This is a genomic window from Pectobacterium brasiliense (genome assembly GCF_016950255.1).
GTDB lineage: Bacteria > Pseudomonadota > Gammaproteobacteria > Enterobacterales > Enterobacteriaceae > Pectobacterium > Pectobacterium brasiliense.
Map to the genome: position 1 here is coordinate 1,925,925 of NZ_JACGFN010000001.1, position 15,122 is coordinate 1,941,046.

Annotated in this window: 1 protein-coding gene; it reads left to right on the forward strand. The window is 56.8% G+C overall.

What is annotated here, in order from left to right; all coding sequences use genetic code 11:
• The first annotated feature begins 235 nt into the window (after positions 1–235).
• Positions 236–14,860: an Ig-like domain-containing protein gene (locus tag H4F65_RS08655; protein ID WP_010281765.1), complete on the forward strand. Its 14,625-nt coding sequence runs from the start codon at positions 236–238 to the stop codon at positions 14,858–14,860.
• The last annotated feature ends 262 nt before the right edge of the window (positions 14,861–15,122 follow it).

A 15,122-nucleotide genomic window follows, 5' to 3' on the forward strand; every position in this document is an offset into this window, starting at 1 on the left:
ATATCAAGAATTGGGTGAATATGATCCCGATAACCTAATCCCCATGGCAGAGGGATACACAGCAATATTTTTAACCATATGTGACAACTACTGCTTTTTGTTTCTGAACCAGGTCAGCTTTAGCGCCCCTCTTTTTTGTTGTTGGTGGTGCATATCCCCATACGTCTCCCGTTGCGGCCCCGATCCGCCGTGAGAGGTATTAAGACAATGGTGCAGATAAGCAAGAGGCTATTTCATGTCAGATATGAATGTTATTGCAGGAAATGCAAATATCCTGTCGCGTCATAGTGGTCAGTTCATCAACACCGTTCCTCAGGGAACGACAAATGTCAAATTGCTGGAAAGCAGCACCGTCAGAATCTTTGGCACACCAGACGTGGTGTCTCGCTATGAGCGTGTTGGCAACGATCTTATCTTGCACATGAAAGACGGTACCACCGTCCGCTATGAAAGCTTCTTTACTCTGGATGCCGCCGGTTATCACAGCGAGCTGGTTTTTGATGATGGCGCCCGACTCATCCATGCACAGTTCTCCGGCGCAGCGGCGGCAGAAGGAACCACACTCGCAGCGGAAGCCGTTGCCATTACGCCAGAATACACCGCGCTGGGCGATATGACGTCATTACTGATTGGTAGCACAACCACCAGTGCGTTATCTGCAACCACGCTGGGCAGCGTTCTGGGTGCGGTCGCCGTCGGCGGAGCCGCTGTCGCAGGGGTCGCCGTCGCGGTTTCGTCATCAAGCAATGACAACACCACCACACCGCCACCACAGCCAGAACCCTTAACCGTTGATGCCTTTGCCGGAAACAATGGGTTGAACCGTACGGAAATCGGCCAACCTCATGTTCTTAGCGGGAAAACAACTGGCGTCAGTGCGGGGCAAACCGTCACTATCACGCTGAACGACGTGGTTTACACTACCACCATTGCCGCCGACGGCAGTTGGCAATTTACTCTGCCAGCAGACGCGTTTACCGGGCTGCAAGACGGCGTTTACGCATTAAAAGTGAGCGTGCCGGGTGCGAACGGCGTCATCCATGAGAAAACTATCGATCTCACCATTGATACCCTGCCGCCGAATTTAACCGTTGATAAATTCACGGGCGATAACTACCTCACCGTCGGAGAGCTGGCAAACGGCCAGATCCTCAACGGAACCGGTGAAGTCGGCCAGAACGTCAGCATCACGCTTAATGGAAAAACGTATACCACGACCATTAATGCCGCCGGCACCTGGACCCTGACCGTACCTGCCGCAGATCTTCGCGCACTGAGCGAGGGCGAGCACGCTATGTCGTTCACGATTAGCGATATCGCCGGTAATGTCACCGTGGTCAACCGCACCATTATTGTCGATACCACACCGCCAGAGCTCTCCCTGTCGCCGTTTACCGGCAACAACCTGATCACCGCCGACGAACTGCAATCTTCACAGTTTGTCTCCGGAACCGCTTCCCTGTCGGATGTCGGTCAGACCGTGACGGTGACACTCAACGGCATCACCTATACCACCACCGTAGAGAGCGACGGTGCCTGGAACGTGTTCATTCCTTCCGGTGATATTCAGGCGCTGACTAACGGCACCTACGATCTGGTGGCGTCATTAACGGATAAAGCGGGCAACACCACCACGCTACCGCCACAAACCATCACGGTGGACACCAACGCCGAAGCGGTCAACATCAGCATCATCTCATTTGATAACCGCCTGAATGCCGTGGAAGCTGGGCAGCCGCTCACAATTGATGGCACAACGGCCAACGTTGCCGCAGGCCAAACCGTCACCGTGACGTTGAACGGAAAACCCTACACCACTACAACGGGAGCAGACGGTAAATGGTCTTTGGACATCCCTAGCGCCGACCTGCTTTTGCTGTCAGACGGCAGTAATACCCTTACTGCCAGCGTACAGGGAATCAGTGGTGATACCGTCACCGTTGACCACACGCTGGATGTACACATCAACACGCTCCCTTCCATTACGCTGACACCGCCTTTCGTCGATGGCGTATTAAACGGAGCCGAAGCCGCGCAGGATCAGGTCATCCGCGGAGAAACCGGGATTAGCGGCAGGGGCCAAACCGTCAGCCTGACGATTGGCGGGAATTACGTTACCGGAACGGTGGATGCCAACGGGAACTGGACGGTTACGATCCCTAAAGACGTGCTGCAAAGTCTGCCCTCGGACAACATCAGCGTGCTGGAGATCGTCGTCCGCGATATCGCAGGCAACGAAACCATCGTCACGCAGGATATCACCGTGGATACGACGCCGCCGACGCTCACCGTCTCCGCAATTGCTCAGGATGACGTCCTCAATGGCGCAGAACTGGCCGTCGATCAAGTGATCAACGGAACGGCATCGTTCAGTGAAGCGGGTCGCACGGTCACCGTTACGCTGAATGACAAACCCTACACCACCACCGTCGGCAACGACGGAAACTGGAGCATCACGCTGCCAACGGCCGATCTGGTCGCTATCGCGGACGGTAACCAGAATTTGACCGTTACGCTAACCGATGCCGCAGGCAACACCACAACGGTTACCCGTCCGCTGACCATTGACAGCGGTGCAACCACCGCGCCGACCATTACCATCAATAATGTCGCGGACGATAACGTCATTGATGGCGCGGAAGCAAAAGTCAGCCAGCAGTTAAGCGGGACCACCACCAACGTTGAGGCGGGACAAGTTGTCACCATCAGCCTGAATGGGAAAACCTATCTTGCCACCGTGCAATCCGGTGGTGTCTGGAGCATCAACGTTTCAACCGCAGATATCGCCCTGTTGGCGGATGGCGCGCACAGCATTAGCGTTAACGTGAGTAACAAAGCGGGCAACACTGCGAGCGGAAGCCAGAATATCAACGTCGATAAGTCTGGCGACAGCATCGCCATCAACATCATCGCCAGCGATAACCTGTTAAGCCGTGCAGAATCCCTGCAACCGCTGGCGATCAGCGGGAATACCGCCAATGTCCCCGCAGGGCAGACGGTGACCGTGACGCTGAACGGGAAAAATTACACCACCACCGTTGCCGCGGACGGCAGTTGGACATTGCAAATCCCCAGTGCCGATCTCCAGCTTCTGTCAGACGGCAATGCCACCGTAACCGCCAGCGTCAATGTGGCGGGAAGCGGTGCCATAACGGACAATCACACGCTCGGCGTTCACATTCACACCCTGCCGCAACCGACGATTGATACCCCATTCGGCAACGGTTCATTGAACGGTACAGAGGCGCTGGTCAGCCAGACGATTACCGGCCACACCGGCATCAGTGGTGCGGGGCAGACCGTCATCTTGTCCCTCGGCGGGAAATCTTATACGGGAACAGTTGATACGGCAGGTCACTGGAAAGTCACCGTCCCTGCGGCCGATCTCCAGCAGTTACCGGAAGGGAACAATACGCTATTGGTGACCGCGCAGGATGCAGCAGGTAATCAGGCTAGTCACTCATTTGTGAGCCATACCGACTTTACGGCTCCTACCCTAACCATCGGCACCATTGCCGGCGATGACACCATCAATCTGGTCGAATCGCAAAGCAACCAGACCGTCAACGGCACCGCCTCAATCAGCGAAGCGGGTCGCACTGTCGTGATCACTTTCGATGGGCAATTCTATACCGGCGTTGTCGGTAGCGATGGCAACTGGAGTATCAACTTACCTACGGCCGCCCTGCGCGGCATGGCCGATGGCAGCTACAAACTGTCCGCGTCGCTAACCGATGCAGTCGGGAATACCGTCAGCGTCGAGAAATCCATTGAACTCAGTGCAGATCCTGCATTCCAGCCGACGATTTTCGTTAACGCCTTTGTTGATGAAAATAACGTTATCAACGCGGCCGATCTCAGGGTCAGTCAGTTGCTAACAGGCAGCAGTTCGAATGTTGAAACCGGCCAGGTCGCCACCATTCTTCTCAACAAAAAATTCTACTTTGCTACCATCCAGAGTGGTGGCAATTGGAGTGTAGAAATTCCGGCTGAGCACATGGCGGAACTCAGCGAGGGAACGGTATCTATCTCTGCCCAGATCGCCGACCTGGCAGGGAACACGGGGAATCATGAAATCTGGTCTTCTATCGATACCAGCAATGACAGTATCTCCATCAGCATTGTCGCACTGGATAACCAGATTAACCGCCTCGAAGCCTCACAGCCGCTGACTATTTCGGGTTCGACGGTCAACGTCACGCCGGGAGAAAGCGTCACCGTTACGCTCAATGGCAAGACCTATACCGGCACGATTGCCGCAAACGGCAGCTGGAGCGTCACGATCGAGAGCAGCGACATGCTTGCCTTACCGGATGGCACAGCAACCATTACCGCCAGCGTCGCTAACCCCGGTGATATCCCCGTCACCGCCAGCCGCGATATTGATATTCATATCAATAATCTGCCACAGCCAACGATCGATCAGCCTTTCGGTGACGGCATACTCAACATCATCGAATCCGCCAGCGGGCAGAACCTGACAGGGAAAACCGGGATTACCGGAGGGGGCCAAAGCGTCATCGTCACGCTGAACGGCAAAACCTATGCAGCAACCGTAGATAATCAGGGGAACTGGAGTGCGGCACTTCCCGCCGCCGACCTGCAATCCCTCCCATCCGGCGTACAGACCATCCATGTAGAAGCAACTGACATTGCTGGCAACAGCATAGAGAGCACGAGAGAGGTTACCGTCGACACGGTTAGCCCTCTTCTTACGCTGAAACCACTGACCAACGACGGCATCATCAACGCAGCCGAAAGCCTGAACGATCAGACGATCTCAGGTAATGCGCTACAGTCAGAAGCCGGGCGCACCGTCCTTGTCACGGTCAACAATAAAAATTATCAGGCGCAGATTCAGGTTGATGGTAGCTGGAGTACCACTATTCCCGCCGCCGACCTTCAGGCTATGGCAGACGGCAATTACACCGTGACGGCAACATTGACCGGCGCCTCAGGCAACAGCACCACCAGTACCGGGTCATTAACATTGGATGCCAATCCGGCCAATTTGCCGCTGCTCACCGTCAACGCCATCGCGCTCAATAACATCATCGACGGGGGCGAAATCAACGTCGCGCAAATTATCAGCGGCGGCAGCCTGAATGTTGAGGCTGGGCAGCGTGTGACCGTGACGCTCGGCGACAACACCTATACCGCAACGGTTGATGGCAACGGCCAATGGCGCGTCAGCGTACCGTCTGTCGATCTCCTTCATCTGGCACAAGGCACGCATACCGTCACGATCGGCGTCAACGACGTCAGCGGTAACCCGGCAACACTCAGCCAGACGATTACGGTGAATACCTCCCTGAGCGGTATCGCCATCGATACCGTCGCGGGCGATGACAAACTGAACCAAGCCGAAGCGGCACAAGATCTGACCATCAACGGCAGTAGTCAGAACGTGACGGCGGGCACCACCGTCACAATTATGCTAAACGGGAAAAGCTACGATGGGGTGGTTCAGCCGAATGGCACCTGGAGCATTACCGTTTCTGCGGCGGACGTCAGCGCATTAACCGATGGTACGTCAACCCTCACCGTCACCACGATAGACAGTACGGGGAATGTGTTAAGCGGTAGCCGTACCATCGATGTATTCACCCACAGTAGCCCTTCGCTGACGCTGAACACGCCGTTCAGCGACGGCATACTCAATGCCGCAGAAGCGGGCGTGACTCAGACACTCAGCGGCACAACCGGTATCGCCTCACCAGGACAAACCGTCATCGCCACACTCGGCGGCGTGACGTACACAGGGATCGTCGATACGGCAGGTAACTGGACGATCTCTCTGCCTGCGAATGGCCTGCAAAATCTGCCGAATGGCACCACTGCATTGCAGGTTAGCGTCAGTGACGCAGCCGGAAACAGCAGCACCCTAACCAGTAACGTTACCGTGGCGCGTACACCGCCTACCTTATCGGCAGCCAGCTTTGCAACCGACAACATTCTGAACAGCACCGAGGTGCAGAGTGACCAATTACTTACTGGCACCGCCTCACCGTCTAGCGCGGGGCAAACGGTCACCACCACGCTGAATGGCAAAACCTACAGCGGCACCATCGGCAGTGACGGCACCTGGAGCATCACCATTCCGTCAGCCGATCTGAGCAACCTGTCCGATGGCAATTACAGCGTAGTGACACGCCTGACCGATGCCGCAGGCAATACCACGACCACAACGCAAACCATTGTCGTCGATGCCAGCCCGCTCAACGCACCGATCGTCACGATTGGTACGTTCGCTGGCAACAACATTATTGACGGGGCGGAAGTTCGGGTCAGCCAGGTGCTCAGCGGTACCAGTAAAAACGTTGAGCAAGGCCAGACGGTAACGATTAGCTTCAATGGCAAGCCGTATACCGCACAGGTTCTATCGAATGGAAGCTGGAGCACCACGATTTCGGATGCTGACATGGCACTGCTGGCTAACGGCAGCCAGACGATTACCGTCAGTGTGAGCGATGTCGCCGGTAATACCGCGACATCCAGCAGCAGCGTCACGGTAAATACCAATGCGAGCGGGCTGTCTATTGCGCCAATCACCGGGGATAACCAGCTCAATGCGCTGGAAGCGACAAACGGCATTACGATTAACGGCGGTGCCGTCAACGTCGCACCGGGCACGGATGTCAACGTCATCCTCAATGGAAAAACCTACACCGTACAGGTGCAGTCAGACGGCACCTGGAGCGCCACCATTCAGTCTGGCGATCTGCAAGTGCTGGGAGATGGCATCATCACGGTGAATGTGACGGCGGTCGATCAGGCGGGCAATGCCCTGTCGGGTACGCAACAGCTGGGCGTCAGTATCCATAATCCTCCGGTGGCATCGCTGCATATGCCTTTCAGCAACGGCTATCTGAACCTCAGCGACGCACAGGCCGGGCAGACACTCTACGGCACGACAGGCCTGCGCGGAGCTGGGCAAACGGTCAGCGTCACCATTGGCAGTACCGTCTATACCGGCACGGTGGACAACAATGGCAACTGGAACCTGCAACTACCACCGAGCGTTCTGACTACGCTGGCAGACGGCCTCCTCAACATTTTCGTGACCGTCAGCGATGCGGCAGGCAATACCTCCACCGTTCAGGGCAGCGCCTTGGTTGATTTGACCCCACCGGTGCTAACCATCAATCCGATTGGCATCGACGATATCATCAACATCGCGGAAAGCCTGCTGCCGATGGAAATCAGCGGTACTTCTCCTGTCAACGACAGCGGTCGCCCCATCATCGTCAACGTCACCATCAATGGACAGATCTATCAGGGGCTGGCGCAGGCCGATGGTACCTGGAGTGTCACCGTGCCCGCCGGCGACCTGCAAAACATGCCGAACGGTATCACGGCGATCACCGCCACTCTGACCGATGCCGCAGGTAATACCGGCACCGTCAGCCATTCAATTACGCTGGATACCGATCCTGCGCAAGCACCGACCCTGACGATAGCCACGCTGTCGACCGATGATTACCTCAATTTGGCCGAATCGGGCCAGCCGTTGATCATCAGCGGAAGCAGTCAGAATGTGGAACAGGGCCAGCAAGTTACCATCACTCTCAACGGTGGAATTTATTTCGCCACCGTGGGTGCGGATGGCAGTTGGAGCGTACAGGTTCCTGCAACGGATGTTGGCACCATCCCTGATGGCAAACAAACCGTGAGTGCCAGCGTAACAGACGTGAGCGGCAACCCCGATTCAGCGACGCATAGCATTACCGTCATCACCGATGCGACTAACCTGCCAGCCATCACCATTACGACGCTATCTGGCAACGATGTCATCAGCGCGCAGGACACGCAATCCGACCTGCTCATTTCTGGCTCAACGACGAATGTTCAGGTGGGACAGCGCGTCACGGTGACGCTGAATAGCAAAACGTATCTGGCGACCGTTGGCGCTGACGGTAGCTGGAGCACCACCGTTCCCGCTAGCGATGTGCAAAATCTGCCACAGGGCAATCAGGATGTTACTGCGACGGTCAGCGACATTGCACAGAACCCGGCCACAGCCACTCATCCGTTTACGGTCGATACCCTCCCACCGCTGCTGTCCATCGACATGCTGGTTGACACCAGCGATATCGGTTTAGCGGACGCACTGGCCGGACTACCGCTGAGCGGCAAGGCCGAAGCCGGCCTTCTGGTCACGATCAAAGTCGGTACGGCAGTGTATAGCGTTGTCGCTGATAGCAACGGTATCTGGCAAATCGCCATTGCAGCGAACGACCTGTTGGCATTGGGCGACGGCGTGAAAACCCTTGAGGCCAGCGTGACCGACGGCGCAGGGAATGCCAGCACTACCAGCATTGATATCACGCTAAAAACGCAGTCGCTCCCGACGCTGACGCTGGATTCGCTCTATGACAACAATGTTCTGACTGTCGCAGAACTAGCGACGGCAACGACGATTGGCGGCAGTTACACCAATCTGCCCGTAGGGACAACCATTCAGGTCACGATAGGAACTTACACCACGACAGGCGTGACGCTCGCGGGAGGACTCTGGAGCGCTACGATTCCGGCTAATGCACTGAGCATTCTGGCTGATGGCAACATGCAGGTCAGCGCGACAGTCACAGACAGCGCAGGCAATACCGGCAGTGCGAGCGGCACATTGGATGTCGTCATCAACACCAATTTCGCGGTCAGTATCGCCACCCCGTTTGTTGACGGCGTGCTCAATCAGGCAGAAAGCACGGTAGATCAGTTGCTGACGGGAACCACAGGATTCATCGATCCAAACCAGAGCGTGTCGGTTTCGGTAACCAACGGTACGATCACCACCACCTACAGCGCGACCGTAGCGGCAAACGGCCAGTGGAGTGTGACGCTGCCCGCCGCCGATCTCGCTGCACTGGGTGATGGGACACACACCATCAACGTGACCGTCACGGACCATGCAGGCAATACCGGTTCAGGCAGCGGAACCTTCACCAGCGTCATTGTGGGCGTTCCCGTTGCGTCGCTGGATACCCCATTCGGCGATGGCAAACTGAGTCTGGCCGATGCGCAGCCGGGCGTGACGCTATCCGGGCAAACAGGACTCACCAGCAACGTGGGGCAAACTGTGTCGGTCAGCATTAACGGCACAAGCCTCCCCGCGACGGTGAATGCCGACGGTAGTTGGTCATTATCGCTGGATCGCCAGACGCTGATCGATCTGCCGGATGGCTCGGTGAATTTCACCGTCATCGTGACCGACACCGCAGGCAACACTAGCACCACAGCGGCCACGGCGAATGTGCTGACCACCACTCTGCCCGTGGCAACGCTGGACCTGCCGTTTGGCGACGGTGTCCTTAACACGACTGAAATTCAGGCCATCCAGACATTAACCGGTAAAACAGGTATTACCAGCACGGGTCAGGAAGTCATCGTGACGGTGACCAATAAAACCACGCAGGCAGAAACCACCTTTACCGCTGTCGCTGACGGATTAGGCGGCTGGTCCAGAGAATTGAGCCCTGCCGATTTGGCGATCTTTACCGAAGGCAACTACAGCATTAGCGTCAAGGTCACCGACTGGGTGGGCAACACCAATACCAGCGCCTCGCTCGATGTGAGTTCGGCGCAGACGCTGCCAGCCCCGCTTATCGATGTGGTTCCCTTTGGTCTCGATAATATCCTGAGCAGCGCCGAGGCGGCCTCTGCACTCACCTTCTCTGGCCGTACGCAGGTTAGCGGGAGTGGGCAAGGTGTAAAACTGGAGATCGACCTCAACGGTATTCGCTACACCGCGACGGTGGATAATGCGGGTAACTGGTCGGTGACGCTGCCGCCGAATGCGTTGAACTCACTGGTCGACGGCCAGCATACCATCACGGTGACCGCCGTTGATGCGGCGGGCAACGTAGGCTCAGCACCGATCATTTTTACCAGCGATTTCACCCCACCTGCCATTACGCTGAATACGCCGTTTGACGATGGTTATCTGAATATCGCTGAAGCCGCAACGCTTGCAGGCAGGACGTTAAGCGGTAGCGCGGGGGATGCAGCCAGCATGACCGTCACACTGGGAGGGCAGCCGCTTGTCGTACAGCTTAGCGGAGGTATATGGACCGCAACGCTAACCCCAACCCAGCTTTCCCAGCTTGCTGACGGCACCCACACTATCAGCATTACGGCAACGGATAGCCTGGGCAACAGCGCCACGTTGAATTCTCAGGCAATCCTGGCCGTGCAAGCTGCCCCCACTGTCTCCATTACCACTTTTGCGGGTCTGGACGGCCTTAATTATGCAGAAAGCCGCGCCACGCAGGCGGTCAGCGGGACATCGACCGGACTAGAGGTCGGGCAAAACGTCACCGTCAGGCTGAATGGCGTCGACTACACAACGAAAGTGCTTACTGGTGGTACGTGGAGCGTTAATATTCCGTCTAGCGCGCTGCAAGCGCTGGCGAGCACGACACATACCCTTACCGCCGATGCAACAGATAAAGCCGGTAATCCGGCAACGCAAGCCAGTGTAAGCTTCAATGTCGATCTGACGCCGCCTTCCATGACGATGGTAATCGACTCTATTGCAGATGACGATATCATCAACGCCGCCGAGATGGACGGTAATCTCACCCTCTCTGGGCGAGTGACTGGCATTGCGCCGATGAGCACAATAGTCGTATCAATCGGGGGCGTACCCATTATTGGCACGATCATAACCGACAGCAATGGCCTCTGGGAAACCACTATTTCCGCCCGCGACTATTTCACGACCGATGGTAGTGTTAATGTCTCGGCAACCACCGTACTACCCATACCGCTAATCGCCGAAACCAAAACGGTGCTGGTCGATACCACTCCGCCAACATTGAATATCGTCACTTTTGCGGGTGATAACGTGCTGAATGGCGCAGAAGCCAGCACTGCACAGACGATTACAGGGACGGCATCCACCACGGAGGCTGGGCAACTCGTCAGCGTGGTGCTGAATGGCAAAACCTACACGGCTCAGGTTTCCGTGACAGGAACCTGGAGTGTCAACGTTCCCGCCGCCGATCTGGCGTTGCTCGCGGATGGCAGCCACACCATTACCGCGACGCTTGCAGATAGTGCGGGCAATACCACCACCGATACGCAGGTCGTTACCGTTGATACCGACATCCCGCTACTCAGCGTCACGCTGTTCGATAACAATATCCTGACGCTGGCTGAAGCACTGGCTGGCGCAGCGATTACCGGCAGAGGAGAAGTGGGAGCCACAGTAACCTTAACCGCAGGACCTCTGACGGGCACCACCACTGTAGGCCTTGACGGCAACTGGAGTATTCCAATCCTATCCGCCGATCTGCAAAGCCTGACAGACGGAGCACAGGTCATCGGCGTCACGCTGACGGATACCGCCGGCAACACTGCGCACCTTGATGCCACACTGGACGTCGCACTGAACCAAACGCTCGGCGCAGGCATTAATGATATCTTCGGTAACGACGGTATCCTCAATCTGGCTGAATCGCTGGTCACACAGGTCATCAGCGGTAACGCAACGGGCAACTATCTGGGCGCGAAAGTACAGGTCACCGTGTTAGACACGATGGTGGAAGGCACCGTCGGGGCCAACGGAGCCTGGAGCATCGCCCTTCCCCCGAACCTGTTCACAAGCCTGAGCAATGGTCTGTTGGCGGTTAACGTCGACATCATCGATTCACAAGGCAACGTGAAGAATCAACTGGTCAACATTGACGTGTTGAAATCGCTGCCGGTCATTAACTCCGTTGTGGCCTTCACGGACGGCGCGCTGAATGCGGCTGATGTCGCGACCAGCCAGATTATCAGCGGCGTGGTCAGCAATGTGAATATCGCCGCGGGTGCAACGGTCGCCGTGACGTTGGGCACCAAGGTTTACACTGGAATTACCGTCGGTGCAGGCGGAGCATGGAGCTTATCCGTCCCTGCCCTCGACTTGCAGGCCCTACAGGACGGAACGCTGGCGCTGGGCGTCGCAGTCACCGATCACGCGGGCAACACGGCTAGTCAGATAATCAACGTCCCGACAGTCATCAAGAATCTGCCGAGTATTACGCTGAATCCAGTCTTTGGCGATAGCGTGCTCAATCTGGCCGATCTGCTGGTCAATCAAACCCTCAGCGGTACGGCTACCGGTCTGACAGGCGGAACCATTACGCTTAGCATTGCGGGATCACAAGTCGCCACCGCTACTGTCGGCACGGATGGTAAATGGAGTGCCGCTGTCACCCCGAGCGTACTGGGTATTTTGCAAGGTCTGGGCAACGGCGATTTCACCGTGACGGCTACCGCGACAGACAGCGTCGGCAATACCACCAGCGGCACTGCCGGCATCAAGTTCGATTTCGCCCAGCCGGTGATTACGCTGAACCCGGTATTTGGCGGCGATGGCTTCATCAACGCGGCAGAAGCGCTGGTGGCGCAAACCATCAGTGGCGTGGTCACCAATGCCAGCGCCGGATCGCAGGTTTCAGTTACCCTTGGCGGCAAAACCTTCCTGTCTACGGTCGGGTCGGGTGGCGCGTTTAGTCTGACGCTGCTGCCGTCCGATCTCGGCACGCTGCTCGATGGCAACACCACGCTAAATGTGTCGGTCACGAATACTTCCGGCAATATCGGCACGGTCAATAACGCTATCAATATTATTGCCAAAACCCTGCCAACGATTAGCCTTGGCTCACTGTTTGGCGGTGATGGTTTCCTCAATGCCGCAGAAGCGGCGCTGACACAGACGATTAGCGGCACCACCACTAACGCCGTCGCGGGATCGTCCGTTGTGATACGCATCGGCACTCTGACGCTAAACGCAACCGTCGGCAGTGACGGCACCTGGAGCACCAGCATTACGCCGCTGCAACTATCCGGGCTGGCTAACGGTAACCTCACCGTCAGTGCCACAGTAACCGACCCGGCAGGCAACAGCACGGGCGTCAGCACTGGCCTCAACATCGCCATCTTGCCACCGACAATCACGCTCAACCCGTTGTTCAACAACGGCGTACTGGATCTTCCTAGTCTGTTGAGTTCGCAGCTCATCGGCGGGACCACGGCCAATGTGCCAGCGGGTACCGCGATCAACGTCACGCTGGGCAGCAAAACCTACACCACAACGGTCGGTGCAAACGGCAGTTGGAGCCTGCCGGTTCCTAGTCTCGACCTGAAAGCCCTTGTGGATGGCGTCACTAACGTCGGCGTTCGTCTGGTCGATGCGGCGGGTAACGTCGGCACGCAAACCGGTACCGTAAGCGTGGCGATTAACGGTCAACCGACGCTGACCATCAATCCGCTCTTTGGCGGTGACGGCCTGCTCAATGCCGTCGAGGCAGCAGCGGGTCAGCTCATCAGCGGAACCAGTACCAATGCGATAGGTTCAACGATCCAGATCTCACTGGGTACCAAGACCTACTCTGCCGTGGTGCAAAGCAACGGTAGCTGGTCCGTCAGCCTGCCTTCACTCGATCTCAACAATCTGACTGACGGCACGCTTTCCCTCAGCGCGTCTCTGACCAACGCCGCAGGAAAAAGCACCAGCGCGGGGGCATCCATCGGCGTGGGCGTTCACACGCTGCCAACGGTCAACCTTGGTTCACTATTTGGCGGGGATGGTTACCTGAATCTGGCTGAAGCAGGCATAAACCAGATCATTAGCGGAACCACAACCAACGCGGCAGGCGGTAGCGTCACGCTGACCGTAGGCGGACTCGTGCTTAACGCCGCCGTCGCCAGCAACGGCACCTGGAGCATCAGCGTACCGAGCGCTAACCTGCTCAACATCGCCGATGGCAATCTGTCCGTCGGTGTCAAAGTGACCGACCGCTATGGCAACACCAACAACGCCAGCAGCAATGTGATCGTGAAAACGCACCAGTTGCCGCAGTTGGGCATTGATGCAGTGGGATCGCTGATCGGCAACACCGTTGGCCTGCTGGCAAACGGCATCACCGTCAGCGGAACATCACGCTACGTACAGCAAGGTGCCAAAGTGACCGTCACGCTGCTCGGCCAGACGCTACAGGGCACCGTCGGTGCCGATGGCAAGTGGAGCGCGCATTTCACCAGTTCACTACTGGGGATCAACATCCTGAACGTTGGCACGATTTTGACGGCGCTGCTGGGTACAGCGGTTGAAGCCTCCGTCACCGATCAGGCAGGTAACTTCACCGGCGTATCCGCCGGATTAACCTCCGGTATTTCCCTCGGGTTACCGCTGATGAGCATGATGGCGCTGGACGTTGACGATAGCAGCCTTGCGCAGGAGGCCTCGCTGTCCAGTGAACCACTCGATACCGGGGAAACTGCCGAGGTACAACCCCTTCATGTCAGCTCGAAAGTGGCGACTGCCGCGCTCAGCGAGACGAACACCATCGACAATAGCGCCAGTACCGAAGTGGAAGACAGCGTTTATGCCATCGGCGGTGTCGTCATCAATCTTGCCGACGGCAGTGTGCAAACAGGTGAGGATGTCGAAGGCGGTGAAGGCGACGATCTCATCACGCTCTCAACGCTCGATTTTACCCAAATCGATGGCGGCAACGGCATTGATACGCTGGTTCTGGATGGCATCGATCTCAATCTGGACCTTACCGCGCTGGGGCTGAAAATCGACAACGTGGAGATCTTCGATTTAGGCCAAAACGGCACCAACAGCATCACGCTGGATCTCGACCGCGCTCTGAATGTCACCGACCGCCCAGAAGACGACTTACTGATCGTCGGGGGAGAAGGCAATCAGGTTCACCTGATTCCGGGCGAAGGCGTCTGGAGCACGGTAGGACAGCGCGATATCGAGGGTCAGCGTTTCGACGTCTACCATCATTCATCGTTGGATAACGCCAACAACCTGGGAGATGTTCTGGTGCAACAAGGCCTGCTCGTCAATATGGTGTAACGGTGTTTTAAGCGCCGGCTCTACCAAGAGCCGCTGCTTATACACAAATGCGGAGATCAACGCGGATTTTGTCGTTATCCGGCGTAAAAAATTATGCTGAGGAGATAGCAGGTTTAGGATGAGCCGCATGGACGCGGCGAAAGCTTGCGCCACGTCGGACAAAAACGTCAGAGACGTTTTTGAACAGCACTTGTGCTGGCCCGAAGGGCGAGCCCCATTTATGGGGCGAGTAAACGTGTCGCAAGCGGTCCGTTAAACCTGA